This is a genomic window from Microbacterium sp. AC026 (assembly GCF_979258475.1).
Map to the genome: position 1 here is coordinate 2,909,031 of NZ_OZ409857.1, position 24,269 is coordinate 2,933,299.

The following is a 24,269-nucleotide window of genomic DNA, read 5'->3' on the forward strand; positions in this document are numbered from 1 at the left end:
GGGTAGCGTCCTGAGCATGGACAACAGATCCGAGGTCCGCGAGTTCCTGATGACCCGCCGCGCGCGTGTCGCGCCCGAGTCGGTCGGCATCCCGGCCGGCGGGAACCGACGTGTCGCCGGCCTGCGGCGCAGTGAGGCCGCAGCGCTCGCCGGAGTCAGCGTCGAGTACTACGCGAAGCTCGAGCGCGGCGCGATCGCCGGCGCCTCCGCCGCGGTGCTCGACGCGCTCGCGTCAGCCCTTCAACTCGACGACGCCGAGCGCGCGCATCTGCTCGATCTCGCCCGCGCCGCCGACGGCATCCCGTCGAGCGGCCGCTCGCGTCGCCGGTCGGCGAAGCCCGGGGCTGCACGACCCAGCCTGCAGTGGGCGCTGTCGTCGATCACCGATGCGATCGCGTTCGTCCGCGACCCCCACCAGAACCTGGTCGCCACGAACGATCTCGCCCGAGCCTTCTATTCGCCGGTGATCGGCGACGGCGGCCGCACCCCGAATCTCGCGCGCTTCCAGTTCCTCGACCCGGCAGCGCACGACTTCTATCCCGACTGGGACCTCTTCGCCGAGATGTGCGTCGCGATCATGCGAGCCGAAGCCGGGCGGGATCCGCACGACAAGGGTCTGCAGGATCTCGTCGGCGAGCTGTCGACGCGCAGCGAGACGTTCCGCCGGCTGTGGGCGGCGCACGATGTGCGCATCCACGGCGCCGGCACGAAGCGGTTCCGGCATCCGCTCGTCGGCGAGCTGACCCTGGCGTACGAGGAGCTCGCGATCACCGCCGAGCCGGGCAACGTGCTGCTGATCTACTCGGCCGAGCCGGGCTCGCCCTCGGCCGAGCGTCTCGCGCTGCTCGCGTCGTGGTCCCTGGACCAGCGCGTCGTCGAGCCGACCAGGGACGAGAACCGCGACTAGCGCCCCACTCCATCGACAGATGGTTGCCTCCGGTCTACAGTTGCACTTTCGCAACCAATAGGCGTATAGTTGACTCTTATCAACTTTCTACACAGGAGCTCTCCACTGTGACACACATCTCACCCACCTCCTCAGGCGACGCGGTGCGCTCGCCTCGCGAGGTCTTCACCGCGATCTCGGGCCTCGTCGTCGGCATGTTCGTCGCCGTGCTCTCGGGCACCGTGGTGTCGACCTCCATGCCGGTCATCATCGCCGACCTCGGCGGCACCCAGTCGCAGTACACCTGGGTCATCACCGCCAGCCTCCTCGCGACCGCCGTCTCGACCCCCATCTGGGGCAAGCTCGCCGACCTCGTCGATCGCAAGATCCTCGTGCAGCTGTCGCTGATCATCTTCACGGTCGGCACCGTGATCGCCGGCTTCTCGACCGACACCAACATGCTCATCGCGGTCCGCGTGATCCAGGGCATCGGCGTCGGCGGACTGATGTCGCTCGTGATGATCGCGGTCGCTCTCATCATCTCGCCGCGCGAGCGCGGCAAGTACATGGGCGTGGTCGGCGGAATCATGGCCCTCGGCACCATCGGCGGCCCGCTGCTCGGCGGACTCCTCACCGACGTCTGGGGCTGGCGCTCCAACTTCTTCGTCGGCGTGCCCTTCGCCATCCTCGCCCTCGTGCTGCTGCAGTTCACCCTGCACCTGCCCAAGCCCCAGCGCGACCGCAAGGTGTCGATCGACTACTTCGGCATCGTGCTGCTCGCGGTCGGCGTCTCGACCCTGCTCATCTGGGTCTCGATGGGCGGCAGCCAGTTCGACTGGGACTCCTCGACCAGCATCATGCTCGCCGTCACCGCGGGTGTCGCGATCGCCGCGTTCATCACCGTCGAGTTCTTCGTCAAGGAACCGATCGTGCCGATGTCGCTGTTCCGCAACCGCACCTTCACGCTGTCGGTCATCGCGTCGATCGCCATCGGCGTCTCGATGTTCGCGACCTCGGTGTTCCTCGCCCAGTACTTCCAGCTCGCCCGCGGTGCCACACCGACCGAGTCCGGCCTCATGACGATCCCGATGATCGTCGGACAGATGGGTGCGTCGATCATCATCGGCCAGCTCGTCAGCCGCTTCGGCAAGTGGAAGGGATGGATGCTCACGGGCTCCGTGCTGACCACGATCGGCGTCAGCCTGATGGCGACCCTGCGCTACGACACCCCGTTCCCGCTGGTCGCGACCTACATGTTCGTGCTCGGCGCAGGTCTCGGCATGGTCATGCAGAACCTCACGCTCATCGTGCAGAACGACACCGCGCCGCAGCAGCTGGGCGCCGCCTCGTCGAACGTCAACTTCTTCCGCACGATCGCCGGCACCATCGGCGTGACGGTCATGGGCGCCTCGCTCTCGACCAGCGTCGGCAACTACATCTCCGACGCGCTCGAGGGATTCACTCCCACGACGCCCGATGAGATCGACGCGCTGAAGCACCTCGCCTCCGGCGATGTGCCCAAGGTGACGCAGCTGCCCGACACGATCCGCACGATCGTCGAGGGAGCCTACGGCCACGGCATCGCGGATGCGTTCATCATCGCCATTCCGCTCGCAGTGATCGCCATCATCGCGATCGCGTTCATCAAGAACAAGCCGCTGTCGACGAAGAACGCCGCCGAGCAGCTGCGCGAGCAGGCCGAGGAGTCCGTTCTCGAGGTCTCCGAGGCCGAGGTCGGCGCCACCATGTCGACCGGAGCCATCCGCATCTCGGGCACCGAGTCCGCCTCACCCTCGACCGGCTCGGTGACGACCGTGCTCGAGCGCGACCAGCGGGAGTCGGGGCGCTGACATGGTCACCTCCGAAGCGGCGGCGCCCGCCGACGTCGACACCGCCCTCGGCGACCTCCAGACGCATCTGAATCTCATCTTCGCGAGGACTCGGACGCTCTGGAGGGAGTCGGCGGCGCGCATCGACCCCGAGCTGCAGGTGGGCGGCTACAAGCTGCTGACCTTTATCGATCGGGCGGGCTCCGCCAGCGCTCACGAGCTCGCCGAGCGCTTCGAGATGGACAAGTCCGTCATCAGTCGCCAGGTGCGGATGCTGGAGGAGCTGGGCCTGATCGAGTCGAGGCCGGACGAGCGTGACGGCCGGCTGCGGGTCCTGACGGCGACGCCGTCGGCCTGCTCCGCCCTCACCGAGCTGCGCAGCGACCACGCCTCGCGCCTGCGCACGGTCGTGGCCGAGCTCACGCAGGACGAGATCCACGCGGCATCCAAGGTGTTCCGTCTGCTCTCAGAGGTCTGACCGAGAGCCCGGGCCGATCACGCGACGTGTCGGCCCGGGTTGTCGAGAGCGATATTCTGTGGTTCAGTCGAATGTCTTGACTTCGCGATTCGGCGTCCCAAGACCGTAAAGAACGGTACTTCGGATGAACTGGATCGCCTCCAACCTCGGATTGATCTTCGATCTGACGATCAATCACGTGCGTCTGGCGATCATTCCCATCATCCTCGGCTTCCTGATCGCGGTGCCGCTGGGCTGGGTGGCCAGCCGCAATCGCGTCGCCCGGACGTTCATCATCACGACGGGCAGCCTGCTCTACACGATCCCGTCCCTGCCGCTCTTCGTCATCCTGCCGGTCATCCTCGGGACCCGGATCCTCGATGACACGAACCTGGTCGTGGCGCTGACGATCTACGCGGTCGCGATCATGCTGCGCTCGGCGACCGACGCCTTCGGATCGGTCGATCGGTCGATCATCGAGTCGGCGAAGGCCATCGGCTTCTCGCGCAGCGGCCGGTTCTGGCGCGTCGAGTTCCCTCTCGCCGGCCCCGTGCTGATCGCCGGCCTCCGCGTGGTCTCCGTGTCGACCATCGCCCTCGTCTCGGTGGGCGTGATCATCGGCTCGGAGAACCTCGGCTACCTCTTCCAGAACGGCAAGCAGCGCGGCATCCTCGAGGAGGTCGTCGTCGGGATCGTCATGAGCCTGCTCATCGCTCTCGTCTTCGACTTGATCCTCGTGGCGATCGGGCGGGTCCTCATGCCCTGGAGCCGCGCCGCCGGCGTGCGCGGCAAGAGCGGCGACCCGACCGACCCCGACCCCGCGACCGACAGTGTCAGCACCCGTCGAGTGCTCGCGCCCCCGGGGGCCGGTGTCCGATGAACTTCTTCCTCGACGCCATTGCCTGGATCCTCGACCCCGCCAACTGGGTGCCTGGCTCGCAGAGCCCGCTGCCCATCGGCGACCGACTCGTCGAGCACCTCATCTACTCGGGCGTCTCGCTCGTCATCGCGATGCTGATCGCTCTGCCGCTCGGCTTCTACATCGGGCACACCGGGCACGGTCGCCAGTTCGTGATCGGCTTCACCGGTGCGATGCGCGCTCTCCCGACGCTCGGGCTCCTGTTCTTCCTCACGATGGTGCTGCGCTCCGGTCTCAGCACCACTCCGGCCGTCCTCGTCGGCTCCGTCGTCGCTTTCGTGCTGCTGGCGATCCCGTCACTGCTCGCCGGCGCCTACGCCGGGCTCGAGAGCGTCAGCCGCGAGTCGATCGATGCGGCGCGCGCGATCGGGATGACCGAGATGCAGATCCTCCGCAAGGTCGAGATCCCTCTCGGGCTGCCGGTGATCATCGGCGGGGTCCGCTCGGCCACGCTGCAGGTCATCGCGACCGTGACGATCGCGTCGTACGTCGGACTCGGCGGCCTCGGGCGGATCATCTCGTCGGGCATCGGCCTCAACGACTACACCGTGATCCTCGGCGGGGCGCTCCTGGTGACCGTTCTCGCGCTGAGCGTCGACGGCGTCTTCGCGCTCCTCCAGCGCCTCACCCGTACTCGGGGGCAGACGAGTCGTCCCCTCCGCAGTGTGCAGCGAAACAGGTCGGAGGCCGCTGTGGCGCCGATCGTCGACGAAAGGACCCCCGCATGACCTCTCGAGCCCGTAAGACCTGGCTGACGGCCTGCCTGCTCGCCGTCAGCACCACCGTCGCGCTCGCCGGCTGCGCGACCGCCGACCCGACGTCCTCGGGCGGTGACGCCGCCGAGGGCGACGCGATCGTCGTGGGCTCCTTCGCCTTCCCCGAGAGCGAGATCCTCGGCGAGATCTACGCGCAGGCGCTCGAGGCCGAGGGCTTCGACGTCTCGACCAAGTTCAACATCGGTCCGCGCCAGCAGACGATCCCCGCGCTGCAGGACGGGTCCATCAACCTCATCCCGGAGTACAACGGCAACCTGCTGGCCTACTACGACACGGCGTACGAGGAGCGGACGACCGAGGACGTCGATGCGGCGCTGCCGGATGCGGTGGGCGCGGATGACCTGCAGGTGCTCGACTCGGCCGAGGCCGAGGACAAGGACGCCTACGTGGTGACGAAGAAGACGGCCGAGGACAACGACCTGACGGCCATCGGAGACCTGAAGGCGCTCGAGCCGTTCTCCCTGGCGTCGAACCCGCAGTTCGGCGAACTCGGCTACGGGATCCCGGGGCTGCGCGACGTCTACGGCGTGGGCGTCGAAGCGGGACAGGTCACGTTCGTCCCGTACGAGGACTTCGGCGGTCCCGACACGGTGCAGGCGCTCGTCGACGGCACGGTGCAGGTGGCCGACATCTACACGACGTCGCCGGCGATCAAGTCCGAGGACCTCGTCGTCCTCGAGGACCCGGAGAACATGATCTCGGCGCAGAACGTCATCCCGCTGCTCTCGAAGGACATCTACACCGACAAGCTCGCCGAGGTGCTCAATGCGATCTCCGCCAAGCTCACCACCGACGACCTGATCGACTTGCGCGAACGGGTCGAGGGCGACGAGAAGGCGTCGGCTGCGACCGCGGCGGAAGAATGGCTCACCACCGCAGGTCTGCTCGACAAGTGATCGTGCGGACGGATCACGAGTCGGTGATCTGATCGAAGCCCCGCCGGCACAGCGCCGGCGGGGCTTCATCGTAAGCTGGCGAGCATGAGTGCCTCGTCCGACGAAGTCGCCCCGAAAGACGGCGCCGCAACCCCTGACCTCGATCAGGCGATCTCGAGGGTCGAGCACGAGCTGGGCAGGCTCTTCGCCCGCATCCGGGTGAGCTGGCGCGAAGCCGCGACCACCGTGCATCCCGACCTGCAACCTCTCGGATACCAGGTGCTCACGTCGATCGCCACCGGCAAGGCGACCTCGGCCGGCGCCATCATCGAGCGGCTGCAGACCGACAAATCGGCCGTCAGCCGGCACGTGCGCCAACTCGAGCAGCTCGGTCTCGTCGAGAGCGTCCCCGACCCGGACGATCGCCGCGCGCGGGTGCTCGTCGCCACGGAGCTGGCGCAGGAGCGGGTGGCGCTCGCCCGCGCTCGGTACGAAGAGCGCCTCGGCGAGAGGCTGCGCCGCTGGACGGCTGAGGATCTCGACCACTTCGCGGAGCTGCTCGCCGCCTTCGGCGACTGAGCCGAAGCGCGGCGGACCGCTCGACACGGGGGCTGGACGCAGACGCGAGCCCGGACGAGACTGATCTCACGACTACGGGAATGAGGAACAGTCATGGCATACAGGGTCGGATACTTCGTCGGAAGCCTCTCGTCCACCTCGATCAACCGCATCCTCGCGACGGCGCTGATCAGGCTGGCGCCGGATGATCTCGAGTTCTTCGAGATCCCTATCCGAGACCTCCCCTCTACAGCCAGGACTATGACGCCGACTACCCCGCGGTGGCCGTCGATCTGAAGGAGTCCATCGCCTCGGCGGATGCCGTGCTCTTCGTGACGCCCGAGTACAACCGCTCGATCCCCGGCGGCCTCAAGAACGCGATCGACTGGGCGTCGCGGCCGTGGGGGCAGAACTCCTTCGACCACATCCCCGCCGCGGTCATCGGCGCCTCGGTGGGCGCGATCGGCACGGCGGTCGCCCAGCAGAGCCTGCGCGGGGTGCTGAGCTTCTGCAACGCCCGTCAGATGACGGCGCCCGAGGCCTACATCCAGTTCTCGCCCGACACCTTCGCCGATGACGGGACGGTCCACAACGAGGGCACCGCGACCTTCCTCCGCGACTACCTGGTCGAGTTCCGAGACCACATCGAACGCGTGCTCACGGTGCTGCCGCGCGACACCGACGTGTGAACCCGGGGGCGCGAGCCGCGTAGCCTGAACCACATGACGCTCACGAAAGCCCGCACCGCCGCAGAGGTCGTCGACTGGCGACGCCGTGTCTTCGCCCTCTACGACGCCGTGCGTCGGGCGGACTCCGCCGAAGACGCGCACGAGCTCTGGCGCATCGAGCGCGACGACCTGCTGCTGCACCATGCGGCGACCCCGCTGATGGCCGACGATCGACCGCTGTTCGAAGGGCTCCCGATCGCGTCGTACGATCCGCAGTGGCGCTTCGAGCTGCCGATCCTCGAGGCCGAGCCCGGGGGCTTCGAGTTCGCGACCGGCACCGACGGCGTGGTTCCCTTCGAGCGCATCGGCAGGGTCGAGGTCCCCGACACCGGGTCGCTCGACGTGTGGCGTCTGACGACCTACGGCGGCGGGATCTTCATCCCCGTGCGCGACGCTCTCGCCGGTCGTCCGGGAGGAACCTACGGAGGCGGCCGCTATCTGATCGACACGATCAAGGGTGCCGACCTCGGGTCGGATGCCGAGCGCGGCACGATCGTGCTCGACTTCAACTTCGCCTACAACCCCTCGTGCGCCTACGACCCGGCGTGGGCCTGCCCGCTCGCCCAGCCGGGCAATGTGCTCGAGGTCGCGGTGCCCGTGGGGGAGATGTACGGCCGCGTCGCCGACTGAGCATCCGGTCTGCATATCTCCGCAGGGGAATACTCGGCACCCCAGGGCGCTTGTCCCTGAGCGTGACCCTCTTCGAATCGGCCGTCTTCGGCGCCCTCCCGCTGTCCAACCGCGTCGTCATGGCGCCGCTCACCCGCACCCGTGCGGACGACGACGGTGTGCCCACCGAGACGATGGTGGAGTACTACCGCCAGCGCGCGGGCCAGGGTCTCATCATCTCCGAGGGCACGTGGCCGGCCGCCGAGGGCAAGTCGTACTCCGGGCAGCCCGGCATCGTCACTCCCGCGCAGATCGACGGATGGCGGCGGATCGCCGACGCCGTGCACGAGGCCGACGGCACGATCGTCATGCAGCTGATGCACGGCGGCCGCGTCTCGCACCCCGAGATCTCCGGTGAGCCGCGTGTCGTGGGCCCGAGCGCGCTCGCCGCCCCCGGCCAGACGCACACCCCGGTCGGCAAGGTCGACATGCCGGTCGCTCACGCTCTCACGCTCGACGAGATCCCGATGGTCGTCGAGCAGTTCGTCCAGGCCGCACGCAACGCGATCGCCGCGGGCTTCGACGGCGTCGAGGTGCACGGCGCGAACGGCTACCTCGTTCAGGAGTTCCTCTCGCCGGTGTCGAACATCCGTGACGATCAGTACGGCGGATCGCCCGAGAACCGCGCGCGGTTCGCGATCGAGGTCACGTCGGCGGTGGCTGAGGCGGTCGGGGCCGACCGCACCGGCATCCGTCTGTCGCCGCAGCACAACATCCAGGGCGTCCTCGAGGAGGACGACGCCGACGCACTCGCCACCTACCTCGCCGTCGCCGAGGGCCTCGCACCGCTCGGCCTCGCATTCATCGACGTGCTCAGTGCCGTGCCGACCAGCGAGCTCGTGCAGCGCATCCGCCGCACGGCCGGTGCCCCGCTGATCGTCAACTCCGGATTCGCCGCGCAGACCACCCGCGACGAGGCCGAGATGCTCGTCTCGGAGGGATGGGCCGACGCCGTGGCAGCAGGTCGTCCGGTGATCGCGAACCCCGACCTCGTCGAGCGCTGGCGTCAGGACGCCGAGCTCAACGAGCCGCGCCCTGCGCTGTTCTACGGACGCACGGCCGAGGGATACACGGACTACCCGTCGCTCGAGACCGTGCGCGCCGACGCCTGACGCGCGCAGCTGCGCGAAGTACCCCTGTCGGCGCGGAATATCGGAGCGTACTGTGACCGCATGGTCACCGACGATCCCACTGTCACCAACCCCGATCACTACCGCACGCTCTGGGAGAACGATCTCGTGCGCGTGCTCGAGTACACGGATGAGCCGGGCGACCGCACGACTCCTCACGATCATCCGAACAGCGTGATGGTGACCCTCAGCGATTTCTCGCGCCGTCTGTCAGCGGGGAGCGTACCTTCGACACGTCGTTGATCGCGGGTCAGGCCGTCTGGCTGCCGGCCCAACGCCACTGGGGAGAGAACACGGGCGCGACGTCGACGCACACCATCCTCGTCGAGTTGAAGGGCGACGCCGCGGGGAGCCCGGCGGCGGCGCGCTCGGACCCCAGGTCTGAGGCGCGCGCGTCGTTCGGCTCAGCGCCGGATGACCCGCGCCCGGTTCTTCGCGACGCTGCTGAGGGTGGCGCGCACTGGCGTTCCCAGATACAGGCCGAGCGATGCGCCCGAAGCCAGTGCGATTCCGATCACCGCGGCATCGACCAGAGAGCCGCCGATGCCGACGACCCCGGATGCCGACCCTGCCGCGTGGATCATCTCGAGCAGGCCCTGGAACACCGCGACACCGGGCACGAGCGGCACGATCGCGGCCGTGGTGACCGCGACCGACGGGACGTGCAGCTTCACCGCGATCAGCATCCCGATGAAGCTCGCGAGCAGGGCGCCGATCGCGCTCGCCGCAGCCGGATGCAGGTTCAGACCGACCATCGTCGAATAGCCGGCGATGGTGACGGCGCTGAGCAGCGCGCTGACGAGGATGATCCGAAGACCCGCGCCATTGAAGACGGCGACGGCGATCGCGATGATGATCGCCCCCGCGAACTGGTTCAGGAGCGGACCGAACGGGGCCGGGTCATCGGGCAGACCCATCGTGAAGCCGAGCACGCTGCCGAGTTCGAGGCCGACGAGGATGCCGATCACGACTCCGAGCGTCTGCATCGTCAGATCGAGGATGCGTCCGCCTGCGGTGAGCGCGAATCCGTCGATCGCATCCTGAGCGGCCCCCACCACGGTGAGTCCGGCGAGCATGAGCACGATTCCCGACGCGACGATGATCGATGGTCGGATGCCGACGAAGGGCTCGATGCCGGCGGCCCCGAGGGCCGAGACGGCGACCGCGACGACCGTGGTGACGAACCCTCCGGCGATCTGACTGAAGAACAGCGGAACGCGCACGCGAGCGAGGCCGGCCTGGGTCAACGCCGCGCAGAGCGCCGCGATGAACGTGAGACCGACGATGAGCGGCGAGGCCCCGAGCATGATGCTCACTCCGACGGCGAGCAGCGCTCGTGCCACGATGACCACCGGCTGCTGGTAGCCGAAGGGCACGCGCCGCAGGGCACGGAACGTCGAGCGGGCCGATTCGAGATCCAGTCCGTCGTCGATGTCGGCGACCAGGGCCTGCACTCTCTGCAGCTTGGCGTGGTCGGGGGCGGCGACGCGCACGACCCGCACGAGCGTCTCGGGCCAGACCTCACCGCTCAGGTGGAACGAGACCGTGATCGAGTTGTAGGTGACATCGACCTGCACGTCCCGCATGCCGTACGCGGCGCAGATGCGGGTGATGGCCAGCGTGACCTCGTGCGCCGAGGCGCCGACCCCGAACATCGATTCGCCGATGCGGGTCGCGAGGTCGAGCACACGCGGCACGGTGCGTTCGTCGATGATCGGCATCGCCTCGGTGTGGGCGACGGATGAGGGGTCGGTGTGCAGGATCCTGCGCACGGAGGCGAGCAGTCGCCGCTGGGGATTCGGGGACACGATCCCATTCTTCCTCCTCGCGACCGGTGCATCCGACGCCGCGAGGACTGGGGCGGAGAAGATCCGTCAGGCCTGCGCCGGAACCTCGACGCGCTCGACCGGCGGCGCCGTGCCTTCGGCCGGCTCGCTCACCAGGCGCAGACCGCCGGGGGCGTTCGCCGTGAACGCCAGCGCTTCGATCCACGCGCGGTTGATCTGCGGCTGACGGCTCCCGCTGTACTTGAAGACGAGGGAGCTGCCGGCGTGCACCCAGACAGTCGTCCGACCGCCGCCGACAGCCATGTCCTCGCGCCAGGAGAACGAGAAGGGCTCGCCTCTCCTGAGCTTCGCCGTCATCACGAGCTGCAGGTGCGTGAGCGCCCTGTCCTCGATGTCGGATTTGACGGTGCCCTCGTAGATGAACTTGCCCATGATGATCTCCCCAGTACGCCACAGTGCCCGCGAGACGAGGCGTATCGAATGATCACCGATGGTGGATCCAGTTTCCCATATTCCGATGTGCACCGCGCCTGTCGAACGTTCAGGAACCGCCTGTCAACCCTCTGTCACTTCGCGCGCCGTCGATGGAGGGTGGCCGTTCGACACGTAACGAGGAGGATGACGATGAAGGCACTCACCTGGCAGGGAACGCGCAACGTGGCGGTCGAGGAGGTACCGGATCCGACCATCGAGCACGCGACCGATGCGATCGTCCGGATCACCTCCTCGGCGATCTGCGGTTCGGACCTGCACCTCTACGAACTGCTCGGACCGTTCCTCGACAAGGGCGACATCCTCGGCCACGAGCCGATGGGGGTCGTGGTGGAGGTGGGCAGCGGTGTGCGCGACCTCGCGGTCGGCGATCGCATCGTCATCCCCTTCAACATCTCGTGCGGGCACTGCTTCTTCTGCCTGCGCGGCCTGCAGTCGCAGTGCGAGACGACGCAGGTGAAGGAGTACGGCAGCGGCGCCGCGCTGTTCGGTTACACCAAGCTCTACGGCCAGGTGCCGGGCGGGCAGGCCGAATACCTGCGCGTCCCGCTCGCCGACTACAACCACATCAAGATCGCGTCCGATCTCCCCGATGAGCGGTACCTGTACCTCAGCGACATCCTGCCGACGGCCTGGCAGGGTGTGGAGTACGCGAACGTGCCGGAGGGCGGGACGCTCGCCGTGATGGGGCTCGGCCCCGTCGGGCAGTTCGCAGCCCGCATCGGAGCGCACCGCGGATACCGGGTGCTGGCCGTGGACCCTGTCGCGGAACGCCGGGAGATGGCGGCACGCCACGGAGTCGAGGTCTTCGACCTCACGGATGACGTCGTGGCCGAGCTGCGGGACCTCACCGACGGGCGCGGCGCGGATTCCGTGGTCGACGCCGTGGGCATGGAGGCGCACGGCAACGCCGGCGTCGCCCTCGTGCAGAAGGCCGTCGGACTGCTGCCGGATCCTGCCGCCCGCGCCGTGTTCGACAAGGCCGGGATCGACCGACTCGCCGCCGTGTACGCATCGATCGACGTCGTGCGCCGGGGTGGCATGGTGTCGCTCAGCGGCGTCTACGCGGGCGATGCCGACATCCTGCCGATGAAGACCCTGTTCGACAAGCAGATCGGCATCCGTATGGGCCAGTGCAACGTGAAGCGCTGGACCGACGATCTGATGCCGCTCGTCGAAGACCTCTCCGACCCCCTCGGCGTGATGGATCTGATGACCCACGATGCTCCGCTCGAGGATGCGCCGGAGCTCTATCGCACCTTCCAGCGCAAGGAGGACGGCTGCATCAAGGTCGTGCTGCGACCGTCTGCCGCGTGAGGGTCAGGCGGCGGCCCCGACACCCGGGGCCGCCGCCTGCGTCTGCTCGACGCGACCGCGGATGAAGAACAGGCAGATCACGCCGACGACGATCACCACGATGTTGCCGAGGTTCGCGATCGAGCCGAACGCGCTCTCCGCCGGGTAGGTCGTGTGCAGGAAGATGCTCGGGTCGGTGCTGGCGTGCAGCAGGATCGGCGCGACGATGGTCCCGGTCACGCGCATCGCGAGGTACATGCAGATGCCGAACGCGAAGGTGTAGGCCAGCTGGATGAGGGTCGCGAACAGGGACTGGCCGGTGAGCAGATTGCCGGCGTGGAGCAGGGCGAACAGGGCCGAGGAGATCACCGCGACGACGAGCTCACGCTGACCCGCCTTGCGCAGCAGGTTCACCACGAGGCCGCGCGTCAGCACCTCCTCGGCGAAGCCGATGAACAGTCCGGCGAGGAGCCAGGTCGCGACGACCTCGAATCCGGCCGCTCCGTAGTCGATGGCGAACAGGTGGAGCACGTTGAAGAGGAGCACGACGGCGACTGCGATCCACATCCATCCGCGTCCGCGGATCGGCTGCGGACGGAAGATCTCACCCAGCCAGCCGACGGATGCCGCGAAGCCGATGAGCAGCAGGCAGCCGACGAGAACCGGGATCGCGTAGAACACGAGGATCCCCGCCGCGCTCTGCGGATCCTCGATCTGAGCCGCGAACGGGGTCAACAGCAGAGACAGCCCGTTGTAGAGCACGAAGTAGACGACCACGAGGATGACGGCCCGCCACCAGCCGCCCTGTTCCCAGAAGCGTCGCCAGGCGGACTGCGTCACATCGGTCATCGTGCATCCCTCCGCATCCGCGGAGGTCGCGGCTCACGACCCAATATATGGGCAGGAGCGGGTCAGGACGCGCGCCCCTCCGCGAGGTAGGCGAGGCGGTGCAGGGTCTCGGAATTGCGCCAGCGCAGCAGGGAGCGGTCACCAGACCGGGCAGCAGCGTGGCGGGGCCGTTCACGGGTTCCTCGTCGATGCGCACCATCGTGCCGCCGTCATACGACCGCACCCGCAGAGTGACGCGGGCCTCGCCGATCGGCCAACCCTTCGCGCGCATGACCATGCGGTTCGGGGGCGACCATTCCTCCACCACGGTCGTGTCGTCGAGCAGAGCGGGCCAGACGCCGACCGAGTGATGCAGCTCAGCGCCCGGCTGCGGCCACGACTCATCGACGTCGCGCATGCGCGAGGCGCCCACCACCCACGCCGGGTACAGCCAACCGTTGCCCAGCACCCGGAAGACATCGTCGGGCTGACAGTCCATCGTGCGCACGTTCTTCGCCATGTCGGAACTCCTCTCGCGTCGTGACGATGATCGCGTGGCTTCCGATTCGCAGACAGGGGGTTGACGACCGCGCGTGGGGAGTGCGGGTCGCGCGGCACGAGTGAGGCACTAGCACAGAGGCCCCGCTCGCGCCTCCCCTGGTTCGGCGACCACGTCTCTGCGAACGTCGCAGCATGGCACTCATCGACATCCCCGCGCGTGCGGCGCGAAAGCTCGGCGCACTGGCACAGGACGACGCTCCCACCCTGCTGACCCGCGGCTACGGGTTCGGGGCACGGATCTGGCGACGGGTGCCGCCAGGTGCGAGATCGGCGCCGATGCGGCTGCTCGGCAGTGACGCGGTCTTCGTCAGGGGAGTGGAGGGGGTCGAGCTCTTCTACGACGAGACCCGCATCGCGCGCTCCGGAGCCATGCCCGCGATCGTGCAGGAGAGCCTGTTCGGGCACGGCTCCGTGCACAGCCTCGACGGCACAGCCCACCGGCACCGCAAAGCCGCCTTCGTCGGCGCCCTCTATGAGGACGAGCAGGTCGCACGACTCACGCCCTGGCTCGAGCGCGAATGGCAGAGCGAGCGCCGGGCGTGGCTCGACGGCGGCACCCGCAGCGCCTACGACGCGGCCGTCGGCGCGCTGGGCCGGGCGATCATGGGCTGGGCGGGTGTGCCGGGCACGCCGGCGGCCCAGACCCGATGGGCGGCGCGGCTCGCCCAGATCGTCGACGGCTTCGGCTCGCCGTACTCGCCGGTATACATCGCCGCCCTGGCGAACCGGTGGTGGTCGGACCGTCATTCCGCTCGGCTCATCGAGGCGGTGCGGCACGGCTCGCTGCGCGCCGAATCGGGCACGGCGCTCGAGGTGTGGGCGCATCACCGCGACGAGGACGGCGAGCTGCTCCCGGCGCGCGTCGCCGGTGTCGAGCTGCAGAACAGCATCCGTCCGATGATCGCAGTCGCCCGGTTCGTGGCCTTCGCCGCGAAGGAGCTGCACGAGCGTCCCGACTGGCGCGAGCGCATCGCGGCCGAGGCCGTCGAGCGCGGGTCGGTCGTCGGCGGACCGCTGTCGATCATGTTCGCGCAGGAGATCCGTCGCACCTCTCCCTTCGTGCCGATGCTTCCCGGTTGGGCCACCGCGGACATCGAGATCGACGGTCAGACGGTGGATGCCGGAGGACGCGTCGTCCTCGACCTGCAGGGCACCAACACGGACGACCGCTTCTGGGCGCGCCCCCAGCGTTTCGACCCCGAGCGCTTCCGCGACATCGAGGACTACGAAGCGCTCGCCGCATTCGTTCCTCATGGTGGCGCCGACGTCCCGACGGGGCACCGCTGCCCGGGCGAGAAGCTCGCGATCGCAGGGCTGGCCGCGGCGATCACGGTGCTCAGCGACCCCGACCTGCGGATCCTCGACGAAGGGCTCGACGTCGACCGGTGTCGGCTGCCCACCAAGCCGCGGTCCGGCGGTGCGGTGCGCTCGGCGGCATCCGTATCGGCGTCGTCATCGGCATCCGCGTCCCGTGGGTGCCCCTTCCACTGAGTGGGTGAACGCGTTCTGTCAAGGGGCGCGCATCGGCTGCTCCGTCCCGGCATGCTGACCGGACTGCGCACACCGACGAAGGGAGCACCATGTCAGACATCGAATCCACCCCCGACGACGGGCGATCCGAGGCGGACGAGACGCCGATGATCCCCGACGAGCTCGCGCCGCGTCAGCAGTCCGAGGACCCGGTCCCGAACGATCCGGACGCCGCGGGCTCGGAGGACGGCGACGACGAGGACGACCTCTGACGCCTGCCGAGAGCGGCCGGTCGCCCCAAGCGACCGGCTACGGCGCCCGCCGCACGGACTCCCCCTAACTGGTGCGGTGGGCGTCCTGCCGTCCGGGGTCTCGCTCCGAGCGAGGTCAGTCACGGCCCGAGGTGTCGACGCCCTGGGGGAGCTCCTCCACCGGGACGACGACGACATCCTGCACCTTCCAGTCGAGGTCGGTGATGCGCGTCGCGAGGTCGGTGACGTCGCCCATCGACACCTTTCCGCGATGCGGCACGACGAACGCCTCGATGTGGAAGACCTGCCCCTGATCCCGCATCCGCACTCCTGCCTCCGTGACCCAGGGGCGGGAGCGCATGGTCGAGATCACGTCACCGGCGAGCGGATGCGGGTGCTTGCTGTCGTACGTCCTGGCGCGCTGGTCCATGAGATCGATCACGGCGGTCTTGGTGTTGCGCCAGCCGTCCCACACGATCCCGAGCGAGATCACGAGAGCCGCAGCGCCGTCGAGCCACCACACGCCGGCACCCACACCGAGCACGCCGACGATCGAGGCGACCGTGGTCTGCCAGTCGGCCTTGGCCATGTCGGCGTCGGCGAAGAGCAGCTTGTTGTGAAGCACGGGCGCGAGCTTCGCCTTCGCCGGTCCGTAGAAGAACACCGGGCCGACGATGACCACGGCCATCACGGCGACCATCAGCCAGCCGAGCCAGATCGTCTGCCCGAACAGCTGCACCGTGCCGATGGTCGGGTGCTCGCGGGCGATGAGCCCGGTCACCGCTTCGACCGCCAGATTGAGTCCGACCGCCAGCAGGGCGACGCCCGCCACGAGGTGTCCGATTCCCATCACGCGGTGCAGGCCGTAGGGATGCTTGACCGAGGGGCGCTTGCGGATGAAGATCAGCGCGACGAGGAAGACGATCTGCGGGATCAGCGACAGCATGTCCTCGATCCACGCGGTGCGCATCGCCTGCGAGTTGCCGACGACCAGGGCGATCAGCGCGATCGTCACCGACGTGTAGGCGATGGTGAACCATTCCCACCCGATCGCTCGGCGGAGCGCTGCGCGCTGCTCGTCCGGCAGCTCGGTGCGGCCGATCCGCTGCACGGTCATCGCGACCCCACCGCCTCGTCGAGGTGACGTTCGAGAGCGCTGAGGAACGCGTTCTCGCCGAGTGGCACGAGCATCACGATCTCGCGACCGTTGGCTCCGTCGATCTCGGGATAGCCGCGGGTGACCCCGGCCTTGTCGATCCAGGGGGTGTCAGAGGTGAAGCCGCCCGCAACGAGGTCGAGGTCGCCGCGCTCGAGCATCCCGACCAGCGTCTCCTCCGACCCGTAGGTCCAGTCGATGTCGGCGTCGATGCTGTCGGCGAAGCCTGTCACGAGGTCGGCGATGCTTCCTGTGGGGGTGTCGCGATCGGTGTCGACCAGCCCGGGATCAGCCGAGACGCCGACCCTCAGGTCAGCGCCGGTCGCCGACGCGAGAGTGCCGTCCGGGTCGGCCGGGATGGTCAGGCCGCAGCCCGAGAGTGCGGCGGCGAGCAACAGCGCCACTGCGGCCGAGACCGCGCGGCGGGGAGTCCACGTCGATGCGTTCACGACGCCATGGTGCCCCCGCAGGGCGGCGGTGAGAACCGGGTTGACGCCCGATGTGGCGCGGAGTATGCCGCCGGCGTGAGCCGGGGTCGGTGTCCTCATGCCGCTCGACGACGGTGATCCACCGGTACGGTAGGGCACATGTCACAGGCCCTCCGCACGTTCGGGCGCATCCTCGCCCGACACTGGCCTGCGCTCATGGCCTGGTATCTCGGGGGCGAGGCGCTGCATCGCGTACTGATCGAGCTCGCCGGCTTCGTCGGCGGTCACACCACGCTCGGGGGCCTGCTGCTGCTGCCGCTGGCGGTCGCCGCCCGACTCGTCGCGTACGTCGCGATGTATCTCACTGTGCGACCCTCCTTGCCGCACAGCCGGAGGGAGGATGCCGGCGGCCTCCGCGAGTTCGCCTCCGCGACTCTCGCCGCGATCCTGCCGTTCTTCGCCTTCTACACCGCGTGGGGTCTGCTCGATGCCGACCAGATCGAGTTCTTCCAGATCGCGAGCGCGATCGCGCTGGCCGATTCCGGGTACGACCTCGTCCAGATGGGCGATCGCGGTGGTGTCATCGCGGTCGGCGTGCTGCCGGTGACGGTGCTCGTGATCGCGTTGATCGCACGACTGCTCTTCACGCGCTTCGCCGACCGGCTGCCGCGGTGGACGATCATCCTGGCCACCTATGCCGAGGTGCTGTGGACCTTCATGCTCTTCACACTCGTCGCACGGTGGTGGGTCAGCGTCCTGGACTGGTTCGGTGAACGAGAGGCGGCCGGGTGGCTGCAGAGCCTCGGCGACTGGTTCTCGGTGAACATCGAACCCATCGCCGCCGTATGGGAAGGGGCGACCTGGCTGGCGGGCATCCTCGTCGCCGCACTCCTCGTCCCCGCGGCCTGGCTCACGGTCGCCGGTGTGATCTTCGGCACGACCTTCGACTCGACTCCGCCGTTCGCACGCTTCGGCGGGGAGCGGCGCGAGGGGCGGCACTGAGCATCGCGCGCACGCTGGTGATGCGACTCGAAGGCCTCTGGGCTGCCGTCGCGGTGATCTGGCGTGGCGGGCCGTTGCTCTTCGGCGTCTACGCACTGGCCTACGCCGCGTGGGGCTTCGCCGAGCAGGTGGGCACCCGGGGAGTCCTGCTGCTGATCGGGGGCCACGAATCGTCGTTCTGGGCGGGGTTCTTCCCGCTCGTCACCGTCGCCATCGGTGCCGTCGCCGAACCGCTCAGGGTGGCGATCGTCGCCACGGCCTATGACGCCGTCATCGGCCGGCCCCGGTCTGGCCTCGACACCCGCCCGTCAGGGCTCGATACGGAAGCGGGCGAGGTCGTCGTCACTGCCCTCGATGTCGAGGAGGAACGGGCCATCGGCGTCGTCGGGAAGCAGGAAGGTCAGCAGGATGCGGTACGACGCCGGCTCGGCGATGCATGAGCTCTCGCCCTCGTCGTAGGGCACATCGAGGTCTGCGCGAGAGTTGAGCCAGGTGCGATCGGCGTCGATCTCTGTGAGTGTCGTCTGTCCGCAGAGCGATGCCGCGGATCCGCCGCTCGACGACAGCCGGACGCTGAGCGTGCGGGTCCCCGCAGGCGCCTCGAACTCCGCCCATTCCGTGGGCCCGAGCGTGAGGGTCTGTCCGGCGATGTCGACCGTCGTGTCGGCGTCGATCACCCGATCCGTCGGCCGGATGCTCGGCGCGATGTCGAGCCATGCCGTGGCGCCCACCATCGCGACGGCCGCGATCGCCAACGCGATCAGCCCGGTCCGCTGCGTCCGCCACCAGCTCATGGGATCCGCAGTTCGGGGTCATCGAGCTCGAGACTCGGCGTGCGAGGAAGGTCGTCCAGTTCGAACGGGATGGCGATCACGTCGTCGAGCTCGGCGGTGAAGTACGAGGAGATGAGACGCAGGTCCGCCTGCCCCGATGTCAGATCCGGTGGCAGCTCGAAGGCCAGCGTCCCGACCGTGTCGATGCCGAGTCGCAGCGGGGTCGACGTCAGCGTCGCGTCGGGTCGCTCGCTGGCCTGGAACACGCGATCGTCGATCGTCAGCGTCGCGAGCTGGATGGCGGCATCCACCTCCGTGCGGGGCGCCGAGGCGATCACCGTCACGACGAGCCAGTTCCCCTCCGCACTCCAGTCGCCACCGGACACCGCCACCTGGTCCGCGAACGTCGCGTCCGTCGCTGCCGCGACCAGAGTGCGGGATTCGACGGGGTCGCCGAAGGCGCCACGCACGATGGTCGGACCGATGACGTCGTCATCGGTCGGGGTGACGGCGGTCAGCACGCCGGCCGCGACCACCAGCGCAGCGCCGACTAGCCAGGGGGTCGCGCGTCTCATCGTGTCTCCTGGGCGGTGACCGAGATGCGTGCGCTGAGGGCGGCAGGGCGCCACGTGACCGCTCGTGAGGAGAGGATCACCGCTCCACGCTGGATCTGCACCTCGTGCACGTCGAGCGCGACAGAACCGTCGAGGAACGCGTCCTCGGGTATGGTCCAGGCGAAGGTCACCTGGCTGGGGACGCCCGGCTGCAGGATGACCTGGCCGGATGACCCGTCCGCTCGCCAGACCGCCACCGAGTCACTCGCGGGGACGCCTGCGAGGTCGAGAAGCGGACGGCCGGTGTTCACGAACCCGGTGCTTATGCGGTCGACGGTGGTGCCGACTCCGATCGGAGCATCCGACAGATTCTCCATGCGCGTGCTCATCACGAGCAGCTTCTCGCCGGGCTCCGCCTCGAGATACTCCGACTCGACCTCGGTGACGAACTCGGCGTCGAGCACGGTGATCGCGTACTGCGAGGTGCGCACTTCCTCATCCGCGCCGCGCAGCGTCGGCGAAGCCTCTGCACGGGCGAACCCGCCCATCGCCGCGACGACGATGGCCACGGCGGCGACCGCGACTGCGGCGAACCAGATCCATCGGGGCAGCTCGGCGATCCCGCGCGTCCACCGGGAGGCAGCGTGCCGCACGACCTGCGCGGGCGCCGGGCGCGAGGCCGCAGGCGTGGCGCCACCGTGATCCCCCGTCATGCTCACGGGGCCAGCATATCGATGTGCATTGCTGAGGCGACGGTCAGCGATCGCAGGTCTCGAACACGTACCCGTCGTCTGACGGCGTGACGAGGTCGCGGTCTCGCAGCACCATCGACGAGGGGGCGTCGTCGTCGGCGCACATGTCGTCGAACGACCGCGGCAGCTCGTCGGAGTACTCGATGTCGATCACGGCGTCTCCGTAGACGTCGGTGAACGCCCCGCACTCGTCGAAGACGCTGCACTCCTCGACGACGGCGAAGTCGAATCCTGCGCGCTCGCGCAGCACCGGTGCGTCTTCGGCGGCGTTCTTCTGCCCGGCCGCGAGTCCGGAGTCGTGCGCGACGTCGACCAGCAGCGCCGCGAGGGCGAGGTTGTCGTCGAGAGTGAGCGCGTCGTCCGAGCGGGTGTACGAGTCGAGGTTGTCGAACTCGACCGCGTCGAATCCCGACTCGGCGCACCCCTCGATCCACGGTCCGGCGATCTCGGCGATGCGCTCGCGGCGCTCGTCCGTCGACGTGTCGAGCAGAGCCTCATCGGGCCAATCGGGGTCGAACACCGGCTCGCCGTCGCTCTGCAGCACGAGGTCGTCGGGCCAGGTGTCGAGCTCGCCCGGCTGGGTCTGGAATCCATTCACGTAGCAGACCGAGTACAGCCCGTCGGCGGGCTCATCCGAGCGGTCGCGGCCGACGATGCCGACTCCGTCGGCGGGGTCGTAGCCGCCGCCGAGCTGATAGTCGGGGGTCACTCCCGCGGGGGAAGGGCGAACTGCGCCGGAGGGTCGGAGATGGTCGTGACGCACCCTGTGAGCGTGAGGACCAGCACGGCGATGGCGGCGACCTCGACCGTGGCGCGCCTCAGCTGCCGGCCCCGTACAGTGCGGCGATCTCTTTCGAACCCATCCCCTGAGAATACGTCTCATGCTGGGGCCAGCCGGCGGGGAGTCCTCCCACTCCTCCTGTCGGCCGAAGGGCAGCAGATCGACGAGACCCTGCAGCTGGCTCATGCGCTCGGTGCCACGGCCGTTCGTGTGCCACGTGCGATAGACCGTGTCGCCGTCGCGGAGCAGCACGTTCACGCCGAAGCCCTCGTTCGGCCCGGCGTCCACGTCGGCACCGAAGGTGCTGTCGGCGCTCGAATACCAGGTCATGCGGTTGCCCACCCTGTCGCGGTAGGCCAGTGCCTCATCGATCGGTCCGTTCGTCACGATCACGAAGCGGGCGTCGTAGTAGCGCTCGAGGAAGTCGAGGCGGGTGAACTGCGACGTGAAGCCGGTGCAGCCGGGGCATTGCCACTCATTGCCGTCGGTCCACATGTGGTTGTAGACGATGAGCTGGCGGTGCTCGCCGAAGATCTCGGGCAGCCGTACCGGCCCGTCTTCTCCGACGAGCGTGTAGTCGGGCAGCTCGACCATCGGCAGTCGTCGTCGTTGTGCCGCGATCGCATCCAGTTCTCGCGTCGCCGCCTTCTCACGCACGCGCAGTGCATCGAGCTCGCGACGCCACGTGTCGACGTCGACGACGGGCGGAAGGGGCGTCTGGGGCGTGCTCACGGTGGACCTCCGGGTGCTCGGTAGGACGATGCCCCCAGTGTGCGCCCGACCACCGACATCGTCAACCGATCGGCGAGGGTGCCCCGTCGACGGCCGGAGCCTCGGCCTCCTCGGCCGGATTGCGGCGGATGCCGATCCACGACACCACACCGCCGAGCACGAGCAGCGCGGCGGTGACCCAGGCCGCGTTGTGGAAGCCCGCGAGATCGAGCGTGCCGCCGATGATGGTCGACAGCATCGCGACGACGAGCAGCCCGGCGACGCGGGAGACCGCGTTGTTGACCGCGGAGGCGATGCCCGAGCGGGATTCGTCGATGGCGCCGAGGATCGCCGAGGTGAGCGGAGCCACGGTGAGCGAGAGCCCGAGGCCGAGCACGATCATCGCCGGCAATACCTGCCACCAGTAGTCGAAGTCCTCGCGGACGAGCAGCAGCATCAGCGCGCCGACCGCCATGATGAGCGGACCGACGGTCATGAAGATGCGGGGCCCGAAACGACCGGCCCAGGATCCGGCGCGCGAGCTGACGAGGATCATCAGGATCGTCATCGGCAGGCTCGCGAGGCCGGCCGCCGTGGCACTGAGACCTGCGCCCTGCTGCAGGTAGACGCCGACGACGAAGCCGTTGAGCGACAGTGCGGCGTAGACGAAGAGGGTGGCGAGGTTGCCCCAGGCGAAGTCGCGCACCCGGAACAGCGACAGCGGCATCAGCGGGGAGGCCGAGCGCTGCTGGCGCACGAGGAACCAGGCGAACAGCGCCGCTCCGGCGATGCCGGGCATCCAGATCGCGGGGGACTGCCACCCGAGGTTCGGCTGCTCGATCAGCGCGAAGACCACAGCGCCCAGACCGATCGCGCACAGCGCCCCGCTGAGCCAGTCGACCCGCACACCGCTGGGGTGCTCCTTCAGCTTCAGGCGCGAGAGCAGCACGAGCGTGACGGCGATCGGCACCACGTTGATGAGGAAGACGAATCTCCACGAGAGGAAGTCGACGAAGAGCCCGCCCAGCAGGGGGCCGACCAGCTGTGCCGCCGTCGTGAACGCGGTCCAGACGCCGATCGCCCGGGACTGCACGTCGGCGCGCATCGTCGCCGTGATCAGCGCGAGCGAGCTGGGCACGAGCAGCGCACCCGCGGCGCCCTGCGCCGCGCGCGCGATGATCAGGATGAGGGGATCGGGTGCGGCGGCCACCGCGACGGATGCCACGCCGAAGGCGATCAGGCCGATGCGCATCACGAGCACCCGGCCGTAGGCGTCCGACAGCGACCCCGCGAGCAGGATCAGCGCGCTGAGGGTGATGAGGTACGCGTCGACCACCCACTGCTGAGTGGTGATGCCGCCGCCGAGCTCTCGGCTGATCGCGGGCAGGGCGACGGTCACCACGGTGCCGTCGAGGAAGGTCACGAAGGACGCGAGGACGGCGACGGATATCACGAGCCGCTGCAGCGGCGCGAAGCGAGAGGATGCCACACGGCGACACTACTGCCGCCGGGAGACCTCCGGGGCGGTCAGCGGGTCGCGGTGCTCGTCCGATACAGCTCGCGGAGTCCGGCGGCGCCGTCATCCGCGTAGGCGCGGTGCTGGCGCTGGGCGCCGGTGCCCTCGGATCGGAGGCGGGCGAGGCCGTCGACCACGAAATCGTCGTCGCCGAGCTGGGCGAGCGCCGGGCGCAGCCGTTCGAGCAGCCGGTCGGCGATCGTCCAGGCCGGTTCGATCGATCCGTCCACCGGGTCGACGAGGCGAGCATCCGTGCCGTATCTGGCCGCGGTCCACAGCGAGGCGTCGATCGCGTCGAGGCTCAGACCGTGACAGTCGTCGAGGGCGTCGCTCACCAGCAGCGCGCGAGTCAGGGCCACGGCGAGCAGAGTGTCGTCGACCGTCAGCTGCGCATCGAAGACGCGCACCTCGACGGTGGGGAACCTCTCGGACAGGCGGACGGTCCATGACAGCGAGCTGGCTTCGGCGATGGCCCCCATCGAGACCAGCTGATCGACGTGCGAGCGGTAGTCGCTCAGATCGTGGAAGAGAGGAGGACTCCACGAGGCAGGAAGTCGACGGATCAGGATGCTGCGCCAACTCGCGTAGCCCGAATCCCGCCCGTGCGCGAACGGCGCATTGCCGGTGATGGCGAGCAACGGAGGCAACCAGGCCCGCACGCGGTTGACCACGCGGACGCGCTCCTCCTCGTCCGGCACCTCGACGTGGATGTGCAGGCCGTTGACCTCGTGCTCACGCGTGATCTCGACGAGCTGGGCGGACACCGCGTCGTAGTGGGGCGACGACGAGACCACGAGGCGGTTGGGCGAGATGAAGGGGGTGCCGGAGGCGGCCACGATCGATCCCTGCTCCGCAGCGACCTCGCCGAGAATCCCTCTCGTGCGACGCAGCTGCCCCTCGGCATCCGCTCGCGTGACGCACGGGTCGGTCGCCGACTCGAGCTGGCAGGTCAGATACTCAGGGGTGAGACCGGAGCCCGCCGCGTCGAGGATGCGCTCGCGCGTCTCGGGAGTCATGGCCGACGGCACGAGTGTCTGCTCGTCGAGGAGGACGAACTCCTCCTCGACACCGAACCGGGCCACAG

At 68.8% G+C, this 24,269-nt stretch carries 25 protein-coding genes and 3 pseudogenes; 15 read left to right on the plus strand and 13 right to left on the minus strand.

The window, feature by feature from the left end; all coding sequences use genetic code 11:
* The first annotated feature begins 16 nt into the window (after positions 1-16).
* From ACZZ93_RS14585 to ACZZ93_RS14635, 11 genes and pseudogenes are all read left to right on the plus strand, one after another.
* Positions 17-907 carry a helix-turn-helix transcriptional regulator gene (locus tag ACZZ93_RS14585; protein WP_463511431.1) on the plus strand — a complete coding sequence of 297 codons (891 nt, stop codon included), beginning with the start codon at positions 17-19 and terminating at the stop codon, positions 905-907.
* A 107-nt stretch (positions 908-1,014) separates the two neighbouring features.
* Positions 1,015-2,736 carry an MDR family MFS transporter gene (locus ACZZ93_RS14590; protein WP_372984906.1) on the plus strand — a complete coding sequence of 574 codons (1,722 nt, stop codon included), beginning with the start codon at positions 1,015-1,017 and terminating at the stop codon, positions 2,734-2,736.
* A gap of 1 nt (position 2,737) precedes the next feature.
* Positions 2,738-3,193, plus strand: coding sequence for a MarR family winged helix-turn-helix transcriptional regulator (locus ACZZ93_RS14595; protein WP_053097635.1), 456 nt, complete (start codon positions 2,738-2,740; stop codon positions 3,191-3,193).
* 124 nt (positions 3,194-3,317) lie between these two features.
* Positions 3,318-4,052: an ABC transporter permease gene (locus ACZZ93_RS14600; protein WP_463511432.1), complete on the plus strand. Its 735-nt coding sequence runs from the start codon at positions 3,318-3,320 to the stop codon at positions 4,050-4,052.
* Positions 4,049-4,819: an ABC transporter permease gene (locus ACZZ93_RS14605; protein WP_372984903.1), complete on the plus strand. Its 771-nt coding sequence runs from the start codon at positions 4,049-4,051 to the stop codon at positions 4,817-4,819. Before ACZZ93_RS14600 ends, ACZZ93_RS14605 begins: the two co-directional genes overlap by 4 nt.
* On the plus strand, positions 4,816-5,763 hold the full coding sequence (locus tag ACZZ93_RS14610) for an ABC transporter substrate-binding protein (protein WP_053097631.1): 948 nt from the start codon (positions 4,816-4,818) through the stop codon (positions 5,761-5,763). The genes ACZZ93_RS14605 and ACZZ93_RS14610 overlap by 4 nt, the downstream gene beginning before the upstream one ends.
* A gap of 84 nt (positions 5,764-5,847) precedes the next feature.
* A complete protein-coding gene (locus tag ACZZ93_RS14615; RefSeq protein ID WP_053097630.1) occupies positions 5,848-6,321 on the plus strand; it encodes a MarR family winged helix-turn-helix transcriptional regulator in 474 nt (157 codons plus the stop codon).
* A gap of 93 nt (positions 6,322-6,414) precedes the next feature.
* A pseudogene (locus tag ACZZ93_RS14620) lies at positions 6,415-6,989 on the plus strand (NADPH-dependent FMN reductase).
* Between the two features lie 33 nt (positions 6,990-7,022).
* Positions 7,023-7,658 (plus strand): DUF1684 domain-containing protein, encoded by a 636-nt coding sequence (locus tag ACZZ93_RS14625; protein ID WP_056279558.1) that lies wholly within the window; start codon positions 7,023-7,025, stop codon positions 7,656-7,658.
* 62 nt (positions 7,659-7,720) lie between these two features.
* Positions 7,721-8,809 carry an alkene reductase gene (locus tag ACZZ93_RS14630; RefSeq protein WP_372984900.1) on the plus strand — a complete coding sequence of 363 codons (1,089 nt, stop codon included), beginning with the start codon at positions 7,721-7,723 and terminating at the stop codon, positions 8,807-8,809.
* A 60-nt stretch (positions 8,810-8,869) separates the two neighbouring features.
* Positions 8,870-9,070, plus strand: a complete 201-nt coding sequence (locus ACZZ93_RS14635) for a hypothetical protein (protein ID WP_463511433.1) — start codon at positions 8,870-8,872, stop codon at positions 9,068-9,070.
* Positions 9,071-9,231: 161 nt separating this feature from the next.
* On the opposite strand, the gene ACZZ93_RS14640 is transcribed toward ACZZ93_RS14635, so the two are convergent.
* Together ACZZ93_RS14640 and ACZZ93_RS14645 are read right to left on the minus strand one after the other, a co-directional pair.
* Positions 9,232-10,635: a threonine/serine exporter family protein gene (locus ACZZ93_RS14640; RefSeq protein WP_463511434.1), complete on the minus strand. Its 1,404-nt coding sequence runs from the start codon at positions 10,633-10,635 to the stop codon at positions 9,232-9,234.
* A 66-nt stretch (positions 10,636-10,701) separates the two neighbouring features.
* Positions 10,702-11,046, minus strand: coding sequence for a DUF7882 family protein (locus ACZZ93_RS14645; protein ID WP_053097624.1), 345 nt, complete (start codon positions 11,044-11,046; stop codon positions 10,702-10,704).
* Between the two features lie 192 nt (positions 11,047-11,238).
* On the opposite strand from ACZZ93_RS14645, the gene ACZZ93_RS14650 reads away from it, so the two are divergent.
* Positions 11,239-12,423, plus strand: coding sequence for an alcohol dehydrogenase catalytic domain-containing protein (locus ACZZ93_RS14650; protein WP_056280245.1), 1,185 nt, complete (start codon positions 11,239-11,241; stop codon positions 12,421-12,423).
* 3 nt (positions 12,424-12,426) lie between these two features.
* Here the strand turns inward: ACZZ93_RS14650 and ACZZ93_RS14655 are convergent, their stop codons facing one another.
* Together ACZZ93_RS14655 and ACZZ93_RS14660 are read right to left on the minus strand one after the other, a co-directional pair.
* On the minus strand, positions 12,427-13,251 hold the full coding sequence (locus ACZZ93_RS14655) for a CPBP family intramembrane glutamic endopeptidase (RefSeq protein WP_056279562.1): 825 nt from the start codon (positions 13,249-13,251) through the stop codon (positions 12,427-12,429).
* Between the two features lie 223 nt (positions 13,252-13,474).
* Positions 13,475-13,750, minus strand: a pseudogene (locus ACZZ93_RS14660) (SRPBCC family protein); the annotation flags it as partial.
* 173 nt (positions 13,751-13,923) lie between these two features.
* Here ACZZ93_RS14660 and ACZZ93_RS14665 point away from each other — a divergent pair.
* Both ACZZ93_RS14665 and ACZZ93_RS14670 read left to right on the plus strand, forming a co-directional pair.
* Entirely contained in the window at positions 13,924-15,282 is a 1,359-nt protein-coding gene (locus ACZZ93_RS14665) for a cytochrome P450 (protein ID WP_463511435.1), read from the plus strand.
* A gap of 89 nt (positions 15,283-15,371) precedes the next feature.
* Positions 15,372-15,533, plus strand: a complete 162-nt coding sequence (locus ACZZ93_RS14670; protein ID WP_171821937.1) for a hypothetical protein — start codon at positions 15,372-15,374, stop codon at positions 15,531-15,533.
* 115 nt (positions 15,534-15,648) lie between these two features.
* Here the strand turns inward: ACZZ93_RS14670 and ACZZ93_RS14675 are convergent, their stop codons facing one another.
* Entirely contained in the window at positions 15,649-16,629 is a 981-nt protein-coding gene (locus ACZZ93_RS14675; protein WP_463511436.1) for a cation efflux transmembrane domain-containing protein, read from the minus strand.
* Complete coding sequence (locus ACZZ93_RS14680; protein WP_463511437.1) at positions 16,626-17,216, minus strand: hypothetical protein; 591 nt, start codon at positions 17,214-17,216, stop codon at positions 16,626-16,628. The genes ACZZ93_RS14675 and ACZZ93_RS14680 overlap by 4 nt, the downstream gene beginning before the upstream one ends.
* A 39-nt stretch (positions 17,217-17,255) precedes the next feature.
* Here ACZZ93_RS14680 and ACZZ93_RS14685 point away from each other — a divergent pair, with 39 nt between their 5' ends.
* Positions 17,256-18,098 (plus strand): hypothetical protein, encoded by an 843-nt coding sequence (locus tag ACZZ93_RS14685; RefSeq protein ID WP_463511438.1) that lies wholly within the window; start codon positions 17,256-17,258, stop codon positions 18,096-18,098.
* A 308-nt stretch (positions 18,099-18,406) separates the two neighbouring features.
* On the opposite strand, the gene ACZZ93_RS14690 is transcribed toward ACZZ93_RS14685, so the two are convergent.
* The 7 genes and pseudogenes from ACZZ93_RS14690 to ACZZ93_RS14720 all read right to left on the minus strand — a co-directional run bounded on the left by ACZZ93_RS14690 (position 18,407) and on the right by ACZZ93_RS14720 (position 24,267).
* Positions 18,407-18,892, minus strand: a complete 486-nt coding sequence (locus ACZZ93_RS14690; RefSeq protein WP_463511439.1) for a hypothetical protein — start codon at positions 18,890-18,892, stop codon at positions 18,407-18,409.
* Positions 18,889-19,446 carry a hypothetical protein gene (locus ACZZ93_RS14695; protein WP_463511440.1) on the minus strand — a complete coding sequence of 186 codons (558 nt, stop codon included), beginning with the start codon at positions 19,444-19,446 and terminating at the stop codon, positions 18,889-18,891. Before ACZZ93_RS14695 ends, ACZZ93_RS14690 begins: the two co-directional genes overlap by 4 nt.
* Positions 19,443-20,144 carry a hypothetical protein gene (locus tag ACZZ93_RS14700; protein WP_072591750.1) on the minus strand — a complete coding sequence of 234 codons (702 nt, stop codon included), beginning with the start codon at positions 20,142-20,144 and terminating at the stop codon, positions 19,443-19,445. Before ACZZ93_RS14700 ends, ACZZ93_RS14695 begins: the two co-directional genes overlap by 4 nt.
* Positions 20,145-20,181: 37 nt before the next feature.
* Positions 20,182-21,060: an endo alpha-1,4 polygalactosaminidase gene (locus ACZZ93_RS14705; RefSeq protein ID WP_463511441.1), complete on the minus strand. Its 879-nt coding sequence runs from the start codon at positions 21,058-21,060 to the stop codon at positions 20,182-20,184.
* Positions 20,996-21,690, minus strand: a pseudogene (locus tag ACZZ93_RS14710) (DUF899 family protein). The gene ACZZ93_RS14705 and the pseudogene ACZZ93_RS14710 overlap by 65 nt, the downstream one beginning before the upstream one ends.
* A gap of 61 nt (positions 21,691-21,751) precedes the next feature.
* On the minus strand, positions 21,752-23,158 hold the full coding sequence (locus tag ACZZ93_RS14715; RefSeq protein WP_053097614.1) for an MFS transporter: 1,407 nt from the start codon (positions 23,156-23,158) through the stop codon (positions 21,752-21,754).
* A gap of 38 nt (positions 23,159-23,196) precedes the next feature.
* Positions 23,197-24,267, minus strand: coding sequence for a carboxylate-amine ligase (locus tag ACZZ93_RS14720; protein ID WP_463511442.1), 1,071 nt, complete (start codon positions 24,265-24,267; stop codon positions 23,197-23,199).
* Positions 24,268-24,269: the final 2 nt, after the last annotated feature.